Annotated in this window: 18 protein-coding genes and 1 tRNA gene; 7 read left to right on the top strand and 12 right to left on the bottom strand. The window is 56.3% G+C overall.

Annotated features, from left to right (window positions below):
- Positions 1 to 73 precede the first annotated feature (73 nt).
- A complete protein-coding gene (locus tag C1J03_RS08060) occupies positions 74 to 838 on the top strand; it encodes an adenosylcobinamide-GDP ribazoletransferase (protein WP_254694217.1) in 765 nt (254 codons plus the stop codon).
- A gap of 66 nt (positions 839 to 904) precedes the next feature.
- Here the strand turns inward: C1J03_RS08060 and C1J03_RS08055 are convergent, their stop codons facing one another.
- The 5 genes from C1J03_RS08055 to C1J03_RS08035 all read right to left on the bottom strand — a co-directional run bounded on the left by C1J03_RS08055 (position 905) and on the right by C1J03_RS08035 (position 5961).
- Positions 905 to 1417 carry a CarD family transcriptional regulator gene (locus tag C1J03_RS08055; protein WP_114885377.1) on the bottom strand — a complete coding sequence of 171 codons (513 nt, stop codon included), beginning with the start codon at positions 1415 to 1417 and terminating at the stop codon, positions 905 to 907.
- 302 nt (positions 1418 to 1719) lie between these two features.
- Positions 1720 to 2058 carry a ferredoxin FdxA gene (fdxA, locus tag C1J03_RS08050; protein WP_114885375.1) on the bottom strand — a complete coding sequence of 113 codons (339 nt, stop codon included), beginning with the start codon at positions 2056 to 2058 and terminating at the stop codon, positions 1720 to 1722.
- A gap of 52 nt (positions 2059 to 2110) precedes the next feature.
- Positions 2111 to 2485 (bottom strand): RNA-binding S4 domain-containing protein, encoded by a 375-nt coding sequence (locus C1J03_RS08045; protein WP_254694216.1) that lies wholly within the window; start codon positions 2483 to 2485, stop codon positions 2111 to 2113.
- Positions 2486 to 2498: 13 nt separating this feature from the next.
- On the bottom strand, positions 2499 to 5333 hold the full coding sequence (locus C1J03_RS08040) for a helicase-related protein (RefSeq protein WP_441351134.1): 2835 nt from the start codon (positions 5331 to 5333) through the stop codon (positions 2499 to 2501).
- Between the two features lie 37 nt (positions 5334 to 5370).
- Positions 5371 to 5961 carry a tetratricopeptide repeat protein gene (locus C1J03_RS08035; RefSeq protein WP_254694215.1) on the bottom strand — a complete coding sequence of 197 codons (591 nt, stop codon included), beginning with the start codon at positions 5959 to 5961 and terminating at the stop codon, positions 5371 to 5373.
- Between the two features lie 42 nt (positions 5962 to 6003).
- On the opposite strand from C1J03_RS08035, the gene C1J03_RS08030 reads away from it, so the two are divergent.
- The 5 genes from C1J03_RS08030 to C1J03_RS08010 all read left to right on the top strand — a co-directional run bounded on the left by C1J03_RS08030 (position 6004) and on the right by C1J03_RS08010 (position 11890).
- Entirely contained in the window at positions 6004 to 6294 is a 291-nt protein-coding gene (locus C1J03_RS08030; RefSeq protein ID WP_114885369.1) for an SCP2 sterol-binding domain-containing protein, read from the top strand.
- Between the two features lie 12 nt (positions 6295 to 6306).
- Positions 6307 to 7254, top strand: a complete 948-nt coding sequence (locus C1J03_RS08025) for an alpha/beta fold hydrolase (RefSeq protein WP_114885366.1) — start codon at positions 6307 to 6309, stop codon at positions 7252 to 7254.
- A gap of 39 nt (positions 7255 to 7293) precedes the next feature.
- Positions 7294 to 8307, top strand: a complete 1014-nt coding sequence (locus tag C1J03_RS08020; RefSeq protein ID WP_114885364.1) for a ligase-associated DNA damage response exonuclease — start codon at positions 7294 to 7296, stop codon at positions 8305 to 8307.
- The gene (locus tag C1J03_RS08015) at positions 8304 to 9902 is read left to right on the top strand and encodes an ATP-dependent DNA ligase (RefSeq protein WP_114885361.1); all 1599 of its coding nucleotides are present in this window, start codon (positions 8304 to 8306) and stop codon (positions 9900 to 9902) included. The genes C1J03_RS08020 and C1J03_RS08015 overlap by 4 nt, the downstream gene beginning before the upstream one ends.
- Before the next feature lie 167 nt (positions 9903 to 10069).
- Positions 10070 to 11890, top strand: coding sequence for a M3 family oligoendopeptidase (locus C1J03_RS08010; protein ID WP_114885359.1), 1821 nt, complete (start codon positions 10070 to 10072; stop codon positions 11888 to 11890).
- A gap of 31 nt (positions 11891 to 11921) precedes the next feature.
- On the opposite strand, the gene C1J03_RS08005 is transcribed toward C1J03_RS08010, so the two are convergent.
- The 5 genes from C1J03_RS08005 to C1J03_RS07980 all read right to left on the bottom strand — a co-directional run bounded on the left by C1J03_RS08005 (position 11922) and on the right by C1J03_RS07980 (position 16115).
- Positions 11922 to 12452 (bottom strand): hypothetical protein, encoded by a 531-nt coding sequence (locus C1J03_RS08005; protein WP_162798476.1) that lies wholly within the window; start codon positions 12450 to 12452, stop codon positions 11922 to 11924.
- Positions 12453 to 12629: 177 nt separating this feature from the next.
- A complete protein-coding gene (locus C1J03_RS07995) occupies positions 12630 to 12860 on the bottom strand; it encodes a hypothetical protein (protein ID WP_162798475.1) in 231 nt (76 codons plus the stop codon).
- A gap of 52 nt (positions 12861 to 12912) precedes the next feature.
- Entirely contained in the window at positions 12913 to 13884 is a 972-nt protein-coding gene (locus tag C1J03_RS07990; protein WP_114888914.1) for a Gfo/Idh/MocA family protein, read from the bottom strand.
- Between the two features lie 129 nt (positions 13885 to 14013).
- Positions 14014 to 14910 carry an RNA polymerase sigma factor RpoH gene (gene rpoH, locus C1J03_RS07985; RefSeq protein WP_114888913.1) on the bottom strand — a complete coding sequence of 299 codons (897 nt, stop codon included), beginning with the start codon at positions 14908 to 14910 and terminating at the stop codon, positions 14014 to 14016.
- Between the two features lie 170 nt (positions 14911 to 15080).
- On the bottom strand, positions 15081 to 16115 hold the full coding sequence (locus C1J03_RS07980) for an RluA family pseudouridine synthase (protein ID WP_114885350.1): 1035 nt from the start codon (positions 16113 to 16115) through the stop codon (positions 15081 to 15083).
- On the opposite strand from C1J03_RS07980, the gene C1J03_RS07975 reads away from it, so the two are divergent.
- On the top strand, positions 16114 to 16404 hold the full coding sequence (locus C1J03_RS07975; protein ID WP_114885348.1) for a DUF6476 family protein: 291 nt from the start codon (positions 16114 to 16116) through the stop codon (positions 16402 to 16404). The genes C1J03_RS07980 and C1J03_RS07975 overlap by 2 nt on opposite strands.
- Positions 16405 to 16510: 106 nt before the next feature.
- On the opposite strand, the gene C1J03_RS07970 is transcribed toward C1J03_RS07975, so the two are convergent.
- Both C1J03_RS07970 and C1J03_RS07965 read right to left on the bottom strand, forming a co-directional pair.
- Positions 16511 to 16587: transfer RNA gene (locus tag C1J03_RS07970), tRNA-His, on the bottom strand.
- Positions 16588 to 16659: 72 nt separating this feature from the next.
- Positions 16660 to 17142, bottom strand: a complete 483-nt coding sequence (locus C1J03_RS07965; RefSeq protein ID WP_114885346.1) for a GNAT family N-acetyltransferase — start codon at positions 17140 to 17142, stop codon at positions 16660 to 16662.
- Between the last annotated feature and the right edge of the window lie 47 nt (positions 17143 to 17189).

The following is a 17189-nucleotide window of genomic DNA, read 5'->3' as shown; positions in this document are numbered from 1 at the left end:
ACCCTCGTTGCAACCGCTCTCCTGCCTGTTTACCCATTGCTACGCCGCTCACAAGCGACGAAAGGGTCAGCCGGTGACAAAAAACGACATACACAAGGCGTGGCAGTTGCACCCTTGGTTAGCGGGCGTCTTACTGACCCGCCTGCCCTTGCCGCATCTGCCTGATGATGCCTTTGAAGCTGCCCCCCGCGCGGTATGGGCTTATCCGCTGATCGGCGCAGGTGTTGGGGCTGTTGGCGCAATTGTCGGTCTGCTTGCGATGCATCTGGGCCTGCCTGATATTGCCGCTGCCGGATTGGCCCTTGCCGCAATGATGCTGATCACTGGTGCGATGCACGAAGACGGCCTGGCCGATTGTTGCGATGGCTTTTGGGGAGGCCGCGACTCGGCCCAAAGACTGATCATCATGCGTGACAGCCAGATCGGCACCTATGGCGTGCTGGGACTAATAGTGGTCACTGGCTTGCGATGGAGCGCGCTTGTAGCCCTCCTGCCTTACGGTCTATGGCCCCTTGTCGCGGCCGCGGCTCTGTCTCGGGGTGCCATGCCTGTGGTGATGGCAGGCTTGCCACATGCGCGCTGCGATGGGCTTTCCCATAGCGTTGGACAACCTTCAATGTCAGTTGCTTGGCAGGCTGCAGCCCTTGGGGCGGCCATTGCTCTTTTATGCCTAGGACCATTGGCGTTCAGCGTCGCGATTCTGGCAGGCCTGATCGCCCTAGGGGTGGCGTTGTTGGCCAAAGCCAAGATCGGCGGCCAAACTGGGGATGTACTTGGGGCCACACAGCAACTTTGCGAAATGACGATCCTACTAACCTGCGCCGCCGCCCTAATCTAAAAGACGACAGAAAAAGGCCGCGCTCGGTTCACCCGAGCACGGCCTCAATTCTTAAAGTCAGCGCATTTAGGCCGCGACGCGGCTTTCCAGCACATCGCCGACCTGCTTGGCCGCACCAACTTCATCGCCACCAGAAACAGCCGCAACTTCGCGGGTCAGGCGCTCAAGCGCTGCTTCATAAAGCTGACGCTCGGAATAGCTCTGCTCGCGTTGGTCATCCGTGCGGTGCAAATCGCGCACAACTTCGGCAATCGCGATCAGATCACCGGAGTTGATCTTTTGCTCATATTCCTGCGCCCGGCGCGACCACATGGCCCGCTTGACCTTGGCCTTGCCCTTAAGCGTCTTCATCGCATGAGCAATCACGTCCGGTGAGCTAAGTGCGCGCATTCCGATTTCAGTGGCTTTATGCGTCGGTACACGCAGCGTCATCTTGTCTTTCTCAAAAGAAATCACAAACATCTCAAGCGAGATCCCTGCCACTTCCTGATCTTCGACTGAAACGATCTGCCCAACGCCATGTGCGGGGTAGACAACAAATTCATTCGGGCGGAAGTCCAGTTTTTTCGATTTAGTCATTCAAAGGCTCCTATCGGAAGCGTCACCAGCATTGGCGCGCGGGGTACTACACAAAAAATCACACCCACACACAGGCCAAGTGACCCGGTACGGCTGTGTCATGTCAGATATTCAACTCTTACGTGCCTGCGCGGCCCGTGGGATGTTATGTCCGTCAATCATCATCTGAGGCGAACCATACCACAAAAACGGCCCCAATGAAAGCAGCGGCCCAGAACCCCACAGAGGTCTATTTTACTGGCCAACCGAGCCAGTCTTGCCGCCCGTAGGTCAACGTAAAACGAATCGCATTAAAGCTTCGACTAACCGCCCTCGCCCGGCGCTTCGGAGAAGTATTTCTCGAGCTTGCCAGCTTCGCCGTCGCGTTCTTCGGCTTCCGGCAGCTGGTCTTTCTTGGTAATAATGACCGGCCACAACTCAGAGTATTTGCGGTTAAATTCGACCCATTTTTCCATATCCGGCTCGGTGTCGGGGCGGATCGCGTCGGCGGGGCACTCAGGTTCACACACACCACAGTCGATGCATTCATCGGGATGAATGACCAACATGTTCTCGCCTTCATAAAAACAATCGACAGGACAAACCTCGACGCAGTCGGTGTATTTGCAGGCGATGCAGCTGTCGTTAACGATATAGGTCATGGGTCTACTTTTACGTTTTTGTGTCGAGGTTTAGCTAATTCACCGGCACAGATCATTCAAGGTGGCGCGCTTTAGAAAGATCAAGGATGCGCCTGTCACGCTTTGTTGGGCGGCCTTTTCCCTCAAATGCCGGGTTTTCAGGCGTTTTTTCCCGAATTCGCGGCTCAGGTGGGGACAAATCAGTGTAAAGTGCCTGCGCTTCAGGGGCCGGACCGCGTCTTGTGGCAAGAGCATCGATATGGATCACGCGAATATGATCACCCTGAGCAAAGGTCAAAACGTCTTTGGCACTGACCGTTGTGGCAGGTTTATGGGTTAGGTTCCCATTCACCCGCACAGCGCCCGAAGAAACTGTGGCCGCAGCCAGCGAACGTGTTTTGAAAAACCGCGCGTACCACAGCCACTTATCAAGCCGGAGATTTTCCACCCCCGCGCTCACATCACTTGTTGGTCTTGAGACCCATCAGCGCCGCGGCAAATGGATTATCAGGGTCGATCTTTTTCTCAGGCTTAGGCGGACGAGCAGAGAAATTCTTTGCCTTGTTGCCTTTGTCGTCACGATCACCGCGTGGACCACCCTTTTTGCCACGCGCAGGCGGCTTGCCTTTGCCCTGTGGACGCTCAGCGCCACGACGGGGCCCAGTATTGGCACGCGGGGGCCTGCCCCACGTGAAGGAATAGAACACCTCCATCTCAACGGCGGGGCTTTCGGCCTCCACCGCTGCCTCACTTGGCGTTTCAGACGCCTCTTCGGAAACCAGGACCGCAGCTTCTTCCGCTGGTGCCGCAACTTCCTCAACCTCAGGCGCGGCTGGGGCTTCGGTGGCGTCGCTTTCGGGTTCTGCTTCAGTAGCATCCTTAACAGGAGAGTCGTCTACAGCGTCTTTCTCGGCTTCAGGCTTCGCGTCGGCCACAGGCTTTACCTTTGCCCGCTCGCCTTTTTCCGATTTGTATCCAAGCCCTTGCATCAAATCTGAGAACTGCTCGAGCGTCATGCCACTGATCGACAGCATATCTGCTTTGGCCTCAAAGCCACCGCGCGAATCCTCGGCACGCAGCATGTCAGCCAAGCGCTCCAGCATATCGATGCGAATGGCCCGTGTGCCGGCGTTGCGGTAGCCAGACATAGTGTCAGACCCTTCTGGCACGCCAGCTTCAACCGGGATTGTCACCAGACCGGGGGGCGGCGATTCGGGAAATTCGGACAGTCCCTTTACCAGCGACCAAAGCACCAGCCGAAGCCGGGTTGGCGCAGGCTTAAGCAGCAGCGGCATAAAGATGGTGAACTGGCCAAAGCGGATGCCGTGCTTGCGCAGCGCGCCGCGCGCATCTTGGTCCAACGATTTAACGTCCTCGGCCACCGAAGCACGCGGCAGAAGGCCAAAGTTCTCGACCATTTGAAAGGCAAAACCGCGCGCAAGCCCAGTTAGCGTTTCGTCTTTTTGAACAGCAATTAACGGCTCAAACAACGCGGCGACCTTGCGGTCGATGAAATGCTGCAAACGGCGCTTTACCTTTTCAGCCACTTCAGGCCCGGCAACGTCGTCCACGAACACTTCGACCTGTGGACGCAGGCCGTCAGCCCCCGCAACAAGTTTGCCAACCGCCGAAGAGCCCCACATCAGGCCGCCCTGCTCGGTGAAATCAATCTCAGTATCGGGTGCGTTATAAAAACGATCCGCGCGCAGATGGAACTGCGGAGCCAGCGCCTGAACGGCTGCTGACTTTATCGTTTTGTCTTCGGCGGCACCAGCTCCCTTATCGGGGCGGAAACGGAACCCGTCCAACTTGCCTACAAATTCGCCTTCAACGGTTACTTCACCGGTCTCATTTACATCGGCCACCATGGCTTCCTTCTGTCCTAGCCGGCGCAAAAGCACGGATGTGCGCCGGTCTACAAATCTTTGCGTCAGACGCTCGTGCAGCGCATCCGACAATCTGTCTTCTACGGTACGCGCTTGCGCGCGCCAATGGGTTTCGTCACTTGTCCAGCCTTTGCGTTGCGTGACATAAGTCCAGGTGCGAATAAACGCTAACCTCTTTGATAACGCATCAATATCCCCATCTGTTCGATCAATGCGGCGAATTTGTCGCGCAAGCCAGTCATCAGGTAGGCTGCCACGTTCGTGTAGATAGTTGAATATCTGCTCCAAAAGGCCCGCGTGTTCGGCATGGCTGATGCCCCGAAAGTCCGGAATGCGGCAAACATCCCAAAGCAACTTCACCGAAGGACCATCGGTGCAGCGTGCAGCCACTTCTGCATCCTCCGACAGCGCTTTGAGTGCGCGCAAATCATCTGCTTCGCGTGCCCTGACAAAGCGTTCATGATCGGGCGGCAATTCGAGCGTTTGGATCAGCCGTGTTAGCGATCCAAACTGTAGTTTTGAATTGCGCCAGTTGATCTTGTTCTGTGGTGTGAATTGGTGGTCCATAATGGCGCGCGCAACGCCATCATCCAAGGCAGGCGCATCCCCCGTTACACCGAATGTTCCGTTCTTCATGCCCCTGCCCGCGCGGCCTGCAATCTGCGCCAGCTCATTGGGTGCCAAGGGACGCATCCGCCTGCCGTCAAATTTCGACAAAGCCGAAAACGCGACGTGATCAACATCCAGATTTAGCCCCATACCGATGGCATCCGTCGCCACCAGAAAATCGACTTCACCGTTTTGATACATCTCAACCTGCGCGTTGCGTGTGCGTGGACTTAGCGCGCCCATAACAACAGCCGCACCGCCCTTTTGGCGGCGTATCAGCTCGGCAATGGCATATACATTCTCAACAGAAAACCCGACTATTGCACTTCGAGGCCGCATACGGCTTATCTTTTTCTGACCAACATAGAGTAATTCGCTCATCCGATCACGGCGTATGAAATCCACCTCCGGCACCAGCGCTGCGATGGTCCCCCGCATGGTCTCAGCACCCAAGAACTGCGTCTCATGCAGGCCGCGCATGTTCATCAGCCGGTCGGTAAAAACATGCCCCCGTTCGGGATCCGCACAAAGCTGGATTTCATCGATGGCGACAAAATCTGCCCCCATGCCTTCGGGCATCGCCTCGACGGTACAGACCCAATATTGCGTGCGCGGCGGGACAATCCGTTCTTCGCCTGTGACCAGCGCGACCACCGACGGCCCGCGTATCCCCACGATGCGGTCATACACCTCGCGCGCCAACAGCCGCAGCGGCAGGCCAATGACACCTGTGCGGTGCGCCAACATGCGCTCTATCGCATAGGTCGTTTTGCCGGTGTTGGTCGGCCCTAAAACGGCCACAACACGCCCCTGATTACTCACCAAATTTTTCCTAAGTTCAGAGCGTGCGGCCGATGCCGTCGCGTTTAAGCGCTTCAAGCGCTGTCGCAGCATTTTCATGATGCGGATTGAGCACGATAACCTTGCGGAAAAGCTCTGCTGCGCGGCGCGTATCGCCGAATTCCAACAAAATCACCCCTAGGCCAAAAACCGCGTTGTAATTGTCAGGGTTCAGGGCCAGCGCCGTTTCCAGATCATCCAGCGCCGGACCGTATAAATCCGCCTGAAAATAAGCCGTTGCGCGCGCATGATAGCCTTCGGCGAAATCTGGCGCATGATCGGTCAAGGCCGTCAAATGATCGATCGCCGTGGCAAATTCCCCGACCGCCAACGCGTCACGGCCCCGCTTTAGCAACAAATCCATGGCTGCGGATCCCGAGGTCGCCCAAGACCGCTCCACATCACGCTGCAAGTTGGCCACCTCTTCTGGGGCAGCCTCCTGAAGCCGCTGCAACAACTCAGAGTCATCTGATTGCGCATTTACGGCACCGCACAGCAACAAAGCTGCACCAAGTGCCGTAAGGTGACGTTTGAGGTTGACGGGGTTCAGACGCATAACAAAAGTGAATGTAACAGGCTGCCGCCGCATTTCCAGACCCCTTGGCAGCCGCTTGCCAAAAAAGGGCTAAAGATGAGCGATATTATTGACCAAGCTGTAACAGTTTTGAACGAAAAACTAACCGGAGCCGATTTCGGCGGCACCGCGAAGTTTGCCATCGAGGGCGAAGGTGCCGTCATGATGGACGACACAGGCGCGCGCGCCGCTGATGAAGAAGCCGATGTGACCCTCAGCGCCGATGTTGAGACGTTCCAAGGCATCCTGTCAGGCGACACTAACCCCACCTCCGCATTCATGACCGGCAAGCTTAAGGTCGACGGCGACATGGGCATGGCGATGAAGCTTGCGTCCGCGCTGGCCTGATACGCCGCCCACATGTCCCTGCCGATAGCTCCTCTGTTTACCGACGTACACCCAGGCCCCGCCAGCGGTGCGGCCTATTGGGCAAATACGTCGGATGGCAAACAGATCAGGCTTGCCGCATGGCCTCACAAAAATGCCCGTGGCACAGTTTTAGTGTTGCCCGGGCGCTCTGAATACATTGAAAAATATGGCCCTGCGGCGACAGAGTTGGCAAATCGCGGGTTCGCGACGTTGTGCATCGACTGGCGCGGACAAGGCTTGGCCGACAGGTTGCTGGACAACCGTCTGATTGGGCATGTTGAGACGTTTCCCGACTATCAAAAAGACTTAGCCACGATGATGCGCGCGGCCCGCACGCTGGGCCTACCTCGGCCATATTTTATGCTCGCTCATTCGATGGGAGGCTGCATCGGCCTACGGGCTGTGATGGAACGCCTGCCTGTTCTGGCCGTGGCCTTTACCGCGCCGATGTGGGGCATTCAGATCGCGCCACATTTACGGCTCGCGGCAAAGGGATTGACCGAACTCATGCCGCGCATCGGCAAGGGCCACCTCAACCCGCCCGGCACCACGCTTGAACCATACGTGGCCAACCAACCTTTTGAAAACAACTCGCTAACGACGGACCGCGAGATGTTTTACATGATGCGCGACCAGATTTTGGCACATCCGGATTTGGCGCTTGGCGGGCCCAGCTATCAATGGCTTGGGGCGGCGCTGCGCGAAACAAAACATCTGGCCGAACGCCAAGCACCAAATCTGCCGTGCATTTCATTTGTTTGTAAGAACGAACGCATCGTCGATGTCGACCGTATCGTGGCGCAAATGGACAACTGGAAGGGCGGCACGCTTGAGACCATGCCAGGCGGCGAGCACGAGGTCTTGATGGAGGTCGAAGCCATACGCACTCCGGCCTACGACAAGATCGCAAAGCTCTTTTTCAACGCAATGAGCGCCTGAGGACTGGGCTGGGCGGTCATATCCGCTAGATTGCCCACTATGACACGCTCAAAGGTCCTTCAATTCACGCCGAAAGGCATCTACTGCCCAGCAGGCGATTTCTATATCGATCCATGGCGCTCTGTGGATCGCGCGTTGATCACGCATGGCCACGCCGATCACGCCCGCCCAGGGATGGGCCATTACCTTGCTACCCATGCCGCCCTGCCCGTCATTCGCCACCGCCTTGGTACAATTTCAGCCGAAGGCACTAATTTCGAAGAAACCCGCCAGATTGGTGATGCGCGTGTGTCTTTTCATCCCGCAGGCCATGTGCCCGGCTCCGCCCAGATCAGAGTTGAGGTCGCAGGCGAGGTCTGGGTTGCGTCAGGCGACTACAAGGTCATCGACGATGGGCTGTCCGAACCTTTTGCCCCCGTCAAATGCCACCATTTCATCACCGAAAGCACATTTGGCCTGCCTATCTATCGTTGGGCTCCGCAAAGCGAGGTCGCGGCCGAGCTAAACACATGGTGGGCAGGCTGCGCGGCTGCAGGCAAGGTTGCTGTGTTGGGGGCATATTCGCTGGGCAAGGCGCAGCGTCTGTTAACGATGCTCGACCCCGCGATTGGCTCAATCCTGACCCATAGCGCCATAGAGAAAACTAATACAATCCTTCGAGGTCAGGGGTTTAACCTCCCGGACACCACGTTGATGACGCCAAGTACCGCCCCCAAAGAACATCCCGGCGCATTAATGCTGGCACCGCCCTCTGCTTTTGGTAGCACTGCAATAGGCCGCTTTGGGGCACATGAAGTTGGTTTTGCCTCTGGTTGGATGGCCTTGCGCGGGGTACGGCGACGGCGTTCCGGCGACCGAGGGTTTGTCATATCGGACCATGCCGATTGGGATGGACTGCTTTGGGCGGTCAAAGAATCGCAAGCTGAAAATATATACGTTACACATGGTTACACGGATAAATTCACGCGACACCTTAACGAAAATGGATGGAATGCACAGGTTGTTCCCACAAAATTCGAAGCTGAGACGCTCGATGATGGACAGGCGGCATGAAACGCTTTGCCAGCTTGTTCAATACAATTGACCAAAGCACAAAAACCGCGGCCCAGGTCAACGCTTTGGCAGAGTATTTCAACACCGCCACCGAAGCAGACAGGCTTTGGGCAATCGCATTATTTTCAGGTCGCCGCCCCAAGCGTGCCGTCACCACAGCCAAGTTGCGCGACTGGGGTGTGGACGCGGCGGATATCCCGCTTTGGTTGTTTGATGAATGCCACTCCATTGCTGGCGATTTGGCCGAAACCATCGCCTTGGTTTTACCGCCCAATAAAACAACAGACGACAGATCATTATCATATTGGATCAGTGCCTTACGTGACCTCAACAAGGCAACTGAAGCGACGAAAAAGGCCTTTGTACAGGACGCATGGGCCACGCTTGGCGGAACCGAACGCTTCATCTTTAATAAACTTGTCACGGGCGGCATGCGCGTCGAAGTCAGCCAAAAGCTCATGACCCGCGCCCTGGCCCGCGCAACGGATCGCGACAAGGTGGAACTTGCGCACCGTCTTATGGGCGATTGGCATCCCGACGATACCAGTTGGTATGAACTGTTTGAGGCCGAAGATATCAACGCCGACGCCGCGCGCCCCTATCCATTCCACCTTGCGGACCAGTTGGAGGGTGATCCCGAGACGCTTGGAAGCGAAGCCGATTGGCACGCCGAATGGAAATGGGACGGCATTCGCGGTCAATTGATCCTGCGCAGTGGCGAACATTCCGTTTGGTCGCGCAGCAACGAACTCATGACCGACCGCTTCCCAGAGCTTGCCCGCGGGCTCGATTTTCTGCCGGCTGGCACCGTTCTGGATGGCGAGTTACTGGTCTGGTATCCCGGTGCCACGCATCCCGCGTCCTTTCAGGCGCTGCAGTCCCGAATTGGCCGCAAAACCGCACCCAAAAAGCTGCTGTACGATGCGCCAGTCGTGTTGCAAGCCTATGATCTGCTGGAATGGCAAGGCAACGATGTCCGCGCACGCCCTTTTGCAGAACGCCGTGCCATGCTTGAGGCTGCCTGTGCCGATCTGCCGTCTGAAGCGCCGGTACGCCTGTCTCCACAGCTTGAGTTTACCACGTGGAATGACCTCGCCCATTTCCGCGACACCGCCCGCGCAGCTCATGCCGAAGGGCTCATGCTCAAACGCGCCCAAAGCCCGTATTTGGCAGATCGCGAGAATGGCGCGTGGTGGAAATGGACGGTCGCACCGCTCACCATCGACGCGGTTATGATCTATGCACAAGCCGGATCGGAGCAGCATGCGAACCTGTTCACCGACTTCACATTCGCGGTGCGCAGCGGCAATGATCTGGTCCCCTTTACCAAGGCCGAGTTTACCCTCACGGACGCCGAGCGCCGCGAGATCACGGCATGGGTGCGCAAAAACACAACGCAACGCTTTGGGCCCGTGCGCCAAGTCACACCAGAGCATGTTTTCGAGATCGCCTTTGACGGCATCCAAGTCAGCCCACGCCATAAATCGGGCGTGACTTTACGGTTTCCGCGCATATTGCGCTGGTGCAAAGACAAAACGCTACAAGAAGCCAACACCCTGGAAGACCTCACAGAAATGCTCCGTATTTATGGATAATCCAGACGCCGATGTGCAGATGGGCGTCAAATATTCTGAACTCCTGCATTGAGAAATCCAGATCGATGCGGCTTTTGAACAATTGTTGAACACACTCAGGGCTTTCGCTGCTTGTCGTGCTCCCTTCGGGACATTAGATAAAGCGAAACCAATATGAGGTCTGATCCATGTTCAAGCTGCCCTTCCCCGTTTTTGATGCCAATGCAACGGGCGGTGACTCGCCGCTGGGTCGGTTGCCTGAGTGGAACCTCGATGATCTTTACACCGGCGAGGACGCGCCCGAGCTAAAGCGCGATCTGGACTGGCTCGAAAATGCCTGCGCCCGCTTTGCCGAAGATTACGAAGGTAAGCTAGAAGCGCTGGATGCTGCGGGACTGCTCGATTGTGTGTTGCGCAATGAAAAGATTAGCCAGATCGCTGGGCGCATCATGTCATTCGCCGGCCTGCGCTATTACCAGCTGACCACCGACGCGGACCGCGCAAAATTCATGTCCGACGTTCAGGAAAAGATCACCAACTTCACCACCCCACTGGTTTTCTTTACGCTGGAATTGAACCGGCTCGAGGATGACCACCTTGCGGGGTTGCTGTCAAAGAACGCTGATTTGGCCCGCTACAAGCCGATATTCGACAACATCCGAGCAATGAAAAAATACCAGCTGTCTGATGAGATGGAAAAGTTCCTGCATGATTTGGGCGTCGTTGGCGACGCATGGGAACGGATGTTTGACGAGACCATCGCCGGGCTGGAATTTGAGGTCGACGGCGACCTGTTGAATATCGAAGGTGTCTTGGACTTGCTGACTGACCCCAAACGTGAGGTCCGCGAGGCGGCGGCGCATGAATTGGCCGATGTTTTTGGCAGCAACATCAAAACCTTTGCCCGTGTGCACAACACCCAAGCAAAGGAAAAGGAAATCCTAGATCGCTGGCGCGGCATGGAAACGGCGCAGATGGGCCGGCACCTCTCCAATCAGGTCGAACCCGAAGTTGTCGAGGCCCTGCGCAATGCAGTGGTCGAGGCCTATCCAAAGTTGAGCCACCGCTACTACGAGCTAAAACGCAAATGGCTGGGTTTGGACGTGATGCAGGTTTGGGATCGCAATGCGCCACTGCCCATGGAAGATCCGCGGATTTTGGATTGGGAAAGTGCAGAAAAGACTGTGATGGATGCGTATACCGCGTTTGATCCACGCATGGGCGAAATCGCGGCTCCGTTCTTCAGCGAAGGCTGGATTGATGCGGCCGTGAAGCCAGGCAAGGCTCCTGGTGCATTCGCGCACCCCACGGTGACGAATGTGCACCCTTATGTGATGCTGAATTACTTGGGCAAACCGCGCGACGTGATGACCCTTGCGCATGAATTGGGCCACGGCGTGCATCAGGTATTGGCCGCTGAACAAGGCGAAATGCTTTCCTCTACCCCGCTGACGTTGGCCGAAACAGCAAGCGTATTTGGCGAGATGCTGACATTCCGCAAGATGCTGGATGGGGCCAAGACCAAGTCCGAGCGCAGGATCCTGCTCGCTGGCAAAGTTGAGGATATGATCAACACTGTCGTGCGCCAGATCGCGTTCTATGATTTTGAGTGCAAATTGCATGCCGCACGACGCACAGGTGAGCTAACACCAGATGATATTAACGCGCTGTGGATGTCCGTTCAGGCCGAGAGCCTTGGACCAGCATTCGAGTTCATGGACGGGTACGAGACCTTCTGGGCCTATATCCCGCATTTCGTCCATTCGCCCTTCTACGTCTACGCCTATGCATTTGGCGATGGGTTGGTGAACGCGCTCTATGCGGAATATGCCGATGGGGCCGAAGGTTTTGAGGACAAATATTTCGACATGCTCAAAGCAGGCGGTTCCAAGCACCACAAAGAGCTTTTGGCCCCGTTTGGTTTGGATGCCACTGATCCGGCGTTCTGGGACAAGGGATTGTCGATGATCTCAGGATTTATTGATGAGCTTGAGGCAATGGAAGACTAATACCGCAGAGTTACAGCGCATTTGGCGCGGGCTACCCTTGGTTAACATCAAGACCTACCCGCGCCAAAATACGATCGAACCAGTCATCGCGGCCCATGTTGATGCAGTTTTTTTGCAAGAACCAATGTAGGAACGCCGCGTAAGGCAAATTTGACCCAACCTCCAACGCCCAATCCAGCGCCGCCGCGACGTCGTCCGTTTGGTGAATGGTTCGGGCGATGTGGTGAAAGTCGGTCATACCGAACAGCAGCGCGGGTTTGCGGTGCATCATCCCCTCAAGAGACACGCTAGAGCTGATCGAACAGGTCAGCGCAGCGCTGGCCAGCATGTCGTGGATATGGGCATCAACGATCTGCACATTCGGGTGGGCTTTGGCGAGTTTTTCGACATGGGCCAAAGTTTCTGGGTCAGCGGTGCGCGGATGTGGTTTGACCAAAATCGGGCGATTACCAGCAGCGACGGCGATACGGCTGACCATCTGCGCCTCTGAGCAGTACTGTGCCCGTTCTACAGGCTGTGAAGGGCCTTGCAGGAAAACTGCGATGGCATCCGCAGGCAACACAGGACGGCCCTCAGGTTGGCGGTATTTGGTCAGCCTGCGGGTGATGTTGCGTTTGCTCAGCCGGGCAAAAAACGCCTGTGCCTGCTCGGTGTTTTCACACTCAGCGTCAAACGTCAGCTCCGCGATGCTGCTTTCGCCAAAAATACCCTTTGGATCGACGTACCAAAACGGCGCGATTTAGGCGAACCCGGTGTTAAAAACCCCGGGAGCACGGACCAGCCCTTGATGCACAAAATGCGCGCCCTTGTTGGCATAATCTTCGCCGCCATAAATGCTGAACCGCTGGCGAAAATCGGCGGGTATCCCTGCTTCCACGAGGGCCTTCTGAAGTTTGGTATAGAACTGGCCACCACCTGGTGGGTTCATACGGTAGAGCTTCTTGGGAAGGTATATGAACGCCTGCGACATGGCCGTAACCTAGCGGAACGACCCGGCGTAGGGCAAAGCGGTTTTTACCACCCTACCCCCGGCCCCCTGCAGCGTAGGTCATATCAATCATCGCCTGCGTACCCCGCGAGAACTCGAGCGGGCAACCATACACCTCGTGGCCCTGTGCCGCGCGGCCAAAGGCTTCGACTTGCAGCACATATTGGTTCACGCCCGCAAAGCGCTCGGTGGTGATGGTTGTGTCATCCGTTTCCAGATGCAATTCCGCCTGATCAAGCACGCCCGCGTTAAACGGACAGCTCAAGCGAAGCAGCCCTTTTTCCCCATGGAATGTCAGTTCTTGCTGCTTGAAAAGGCGGATGGCCACTGTCGCCCCATAGCTAAACCCGTCAAAATCCGCGGCCATTTGCACAAAAGTATCGACACCATTGGTGTAATCGATACGCGCGTAGGGCACGCTCAACGGCTCTTGGCCCGTTACAAAACGCGCCGCCCCAAAGGTGTACACGCCAATATCAGGCAACCCGCCGCCGCCCAGATCGGCCTGATTGCGGATATTCTCTTGATCGTCATTGAAGAAGGAAAATGAAGCCTGCACATGGCCCAACTGCCCCAATGCGCCAGACTGCACAATTTCACGCGCGCGCAGCATTTGTGGATGATGCACGATCATATACGCCTCAGCCGCCAGCAAGCCAGAAGCATCGCGCGCGGCAATAAGTTGATCAAACTGATCGGCCTGCATCGTGATCGGCTTTTCGCACAGCACATGTTTACCAGCCTCAAGCGCCTTGAGGGTCCATTCCACATGCATATGATTGGGCAATGGGATGTATACCGCATCGATCTGCGGATCGTTTAACAGCGCTTCGTAACTGTCATGCACACGCAATCCCGGTGCAAAGGCGCTGAAGTTTGCGGCCTTGGCTGGATCGGAGGTCGCAAGCGCATCCAAGGATGCCCCTTTGGCCGCATGAATTGCTGGCCCCATATAATGACGCGCAAAATTTGCAGCGCCCAAAATACCCCATCGCAAGACCGTCATGGCAAACATTTCCCTTTTATATCAATACTACTCTACCACTCGCAGTCGGCGGCGCAACCTGGCCGCAACAAACAAAAACCCCCCGTAACATCTGCCACGGAGGGTTCAATTCTAAAGCAAATAGGTACCTTAAGAAGCGGTGATCATACCTTTTTCGCGGGCTAATTCGCCCATGCGCTTTTGCAGTTTTTCAAAGGCACGCACTTCGATTTGGCGGATCCGTTCGCGGCTGACATTGTATTGGCCGCTTAGATCCTCCAACGTGATTGTCTCATCCGACAATCGCCGCTGAGTAAGGATGTCTTTTTCGCGGTCATTGAGCACGCCCAACGCCTCGGCAAGCATCTCACGGCGTGTTTCCAACTCATCGCGAGCCTCATAGTCGCCCGCTTGGTCAGCATCCTCATCCTCGAGCCAATCCTGCCACTGCATGGTCCCTTCGCCTTCGGACCCGACAGTCGCGTTCAACGACGCGTCCCCGCCGGACATGCGCCGGTTCATGGAGATCACTTCTTTTTCGGTCACGCCCAGCTGAGTGGCGATGGTCTTCACGTTTTCAGGACGCAAATCGCCTTCTTCCAGCGCGCCGATCTTGTTCTTGGCTTTGCGCAGATTGAAAAACAGCTTTTTCTGGCCAGACGTCGTGCCAAGCTTCACCAGCGACCATGAACGCAGGATATATTCCTGAATGCTCGCCCGGATCCACCACATCGCATAGGTCGCCAGCCGGAACCCTTTTTCAGGATCAAACCGTTTGACCGCCTGCATAAGGCCAACATTGGCCTCCGAAATGACTTCGGCCTGCGGCAACCCATAGCCACGGTAGCCCATGGCAATTTTTGCGGCCAAACGCAGGTGCGAGGTGACCATACGGTGCGCAGATTCGGTGTCTTCTTGCTCAACCCAAGCTTTGGCAAGCATGTATTCTTCTTGAGGCTCCAGCAGGGGAAACTTACGAATCTCCTGCATATAGCGGTTTAGACCGCCTTCCGGTGTTGGTGCCGGCAGATTTGCATAATTTGCCATAATCCACATTCCTCTTCCCAGTTGGGGCTCATGTTACTGAGCTTAACATACAATATGGTTGGCCTCGGGCCCGTGTTCAAGACTAGGCCTGCGCCTTTCGTGTTCATATTGCTCTAACTTGAGTAAATGAAACATTTACGGTGCGTACGCTCACGCAGCCGTGTGCATTTTTAGGCCTGGCTGGGCTCCAGCACGGTCAGCAGCGCAGCAATATCTGGCGGCAAAGGAGCCTCAAAACGGACCATTTCGCCGGTAACCGGATGCTGAAAGCCCAAAACAGCCGCATGCAATGCTTGCCTAGGAAAGGCGCGTATTGCATCTGCCATGGCTTCTGGCAGGGCTGCCTTAGCGATCTTGCGTTTGCCGCCATAAACCGGATCACCGACCAAGCCATGCCCCGCATGCGCCATATGAACGCGAATCTGATGGGTACGCCCTGTTTCAAGCCAACATTCCATCAGCGCGATCACCGCAGGTGTGCCAAACCTACGCACTGTGCGGGCACGGGTGACCGCATGGCGCCCACCGTGAAACAGCACGGCCTGACGTTGGCGATCCGTCTTGTGACGCGCCAACTGCGTGGTCATCTTAAGGATATTGCCAGTTTCGAAATTGGTGCCCTTGATGCCCCGCAACCGCGGGTCATTTGCATCCGGAACGCCGTAAACCAGCGCCTGATAATAGCGCTCGACAGTGTGCGCCTCGAACTGCTTGGCCAGCCCGTGATGCGCCGAGTCCGATTTTGCGACCACCAAAAGACCAGAGGTTTCTTTATCGATCCGATGCACGATCCCGGGCCGTTTCATGCCCCCAACACCAGATAATTCATCCCCACAATGGGCCAAAAGCGCATTTACCAGCGTACCGTTGGGACTGCCGGGTGCTGGATGCACCACCATCCCCGATGGTTTATTCACCACGATCAAGTCTGCATCCTCGAACACCACCTCAAGCGGAATATCCTCCGGCAAGATGTGGCTGTCCTCGGCCTCCTCCACGTCAACGGTGATTACAGCACCCTCGCGCGTTACGGCCCGTGGATCACGTACAACCTGTCCGTCGACCTGCACGGCACCACGTTCAATCAATTTCATAAGCCTTGTGCGCGACAACGCCTCTTGCTCTGGCACATCTCGTGCAAGCGCCTTATCAAGACGCGGTGGTGGCCCCTCGGCCAGCGAAAAAGTGATACGGCGGTGCGACATGGATGACTTCCCCGAACCGGCCAACCTGCGCTTTTTGCGTAGACTGGTCACGGTGCTGACAACAGTGATGATTGGCGGCGTAATAGTGGTGATCGCACTGCTTGTCACCCGCTTGAACGCCAGCGCCCCCGATCTACCCAACACTTTGACCCTGCCAGACGGTGCCACGGCCTCCGCCTTTACCCAAGGCGACACGTGGTATGCGGTTGTAACCGACGACAATCGCATCCTGATTTACGACCGCCTCAGCGGTAAACTCAGCCAAACGGTCGAGATCACATCCCCTTGAATTCGTCTTTTGAGTTAAGGAATTGGTGAGTTTACGGGACAACTCCGTTACGAATGCGCGCGCTAAAAAGTCCCTTGCGAACCGAGCACATCGAAATAGAGGGGAATGGTACCGCCTCCCCGGCTTGAACGGGGGACCCCTGGTTCCACAAACCAGTGCTCTAACCAACTGAGCTAAGGCGGCAACGAAGATGGATTTAGCGCCCGTGCCTGAGGATTGCAAGACCCTAAGAGGTACTGATTGGCCCAGAATGACCTAGAAAGTGATCTCCCAAGTCTGTTCAATATTTGGCTGCCCAAATGACACGACCGGCACCGAATTGGTTAGTGTCCAGCCATTGCGCTCATAGAGCGCCCCCGCCGAGCGGTGGCTTTCATGGGTCCAAAGCTGCATTCCCAAATAGCCGCGTTGCTTGGCAAACCCCATGCACGTCGCCAACATCTGCCGCCCAAGGCCAAGGCCACGCGCCTTAGGCTCCAGTAAAAACAACCGCAGCTTGGCCGTTTCCGGGCCCAACCGAACGCAAAAGATACATCCAAGCCGCTGATCCCCACGCCAAGCAACCCAGCCTGCCTCATCCTCAGCATCATGCCCGTCGATAAACCCATCGATGATTTGTGCCACCAATACGCCGAAACTGGCGTCGAACCCTTCATCACGCGCATAATGCGTGCCATGCGCCTCAACGAGCCAATCCCGGTCGGTGGCCAAAAATCGCCTGATCTCTATCTCATCCATGCCCAATCCAACCCCACAAAGGCTTGCCTTTCAAGCCCCTGCGCGAT

It is taken from the genome of Sulfitobacter sp. SK012, assembly GCF_003352085.1.
GTDB lineage: Bacteria > Pseudomonadota > Alphaproteobacteria > Rhodobacterales > Rhodobacteraceae > Sulfitobacter.
This window is presented reverse-complemented; position numbering and strand designations above follow the sequence as displayed.

Bases quoted from the DNA above. Each gene is read 5' to 3' on its own strand.
- C1J03_RS08055 (WP_114885377.1), bottom strand. From the start codon at position 1,417: ATGACTAAATCGAAAAAACTGGACTTCCGCCCGAATGAATTTGTTGTC.
- fdxA (WP_114885375.1), bottom strand. From the start codon at position 2,058: ATGACCTATATCGTTAACGACAGCTGCATCGCCTGCAAATACACCGAC.
- C1J03_RS08035 (WP_254694215.1), bottom strand. From the start codon at position 5,961: ATGCGGCGGCAGCCTGTTACATTCACTTTTGTTATGCGTCTGAACCCC.
- C1J03_RS08030 (WP_114885369.1), top strand. From the start codon at position 6,004: ATGAGCGATATTATTGACCAAGCTGTAACAGTTTTGAACGAAAAACTA.
- C1J03_RS08025 (WP_114885366.1), top strand. From the start codon at position 6,307: ATGTCCCTGCCGATAGCTCCTCTGTTTACCGACGTACACCCAGGCCCC.
- C1J03_RS08020 (WP_114885364.1), top strand. From the start codon at position 7,294: ATGACACGCTCAAAGGTCCTTCAATTCACGCCGAAAGGCATCTACTGC.
- C1J03_RS08015 (WP_114885361.1), top strand. From the start codon at position 8,304: ATGAAACGCTTTGCCAGCTTGTTCAATACAATTGACCAAAGCACAAAA.
- C1J03_RS08010 (WP_114885359.1), top strand. From the start codon at position 10,070: ATGTTCAAGCTGCCCTTCCCCGTTTTTGATGCCAATGCAACGGGCGGT.
- C1J03_RS07995 (WP_162798475.1), bottom strand. From the start codon at position 12,860: ATGTCGCAGGCGTTCATATACCTTCCCAAGAAGCTCTACCGTATGAAC.
- C1J03_RS07990 (WP_114888914.1), bottom strand. From the start codon at position 13,884: ATGACGGTCTTGCGATGGGGTATTTTGGGCGCTGCAAATTTTGCGCGT.
- rpoH (WP_114888913.1), bottom strand. From the start codon at position 14,910: ATGGCAAATTATGCAAATCTGCCGGCACCAACACCGGAAGGCGGTCTA.
- C1J03_RS07975 (WP_114885348.1), top strand. From the start codon at position 16,114: ATGGATGACTTCCCCGAACCGGCCAACCTGCGCTTTTTGCGTAGACTG.
- C1J03_RS07980 (WP_114885350.1), bottom strand. From the start codon at position 16,115: ATGTCGCACCGCCGTATCACTTTTTCGCTGGCCGAGGGGCCACCACCG.
- C1J03_RS07965 (WP_114885346.1), bottom strand. From the start codon at position 17,142: ATGGATGAGATAGAGATCAGGCGATTTTTGGCCACCGACCGGGATTGG.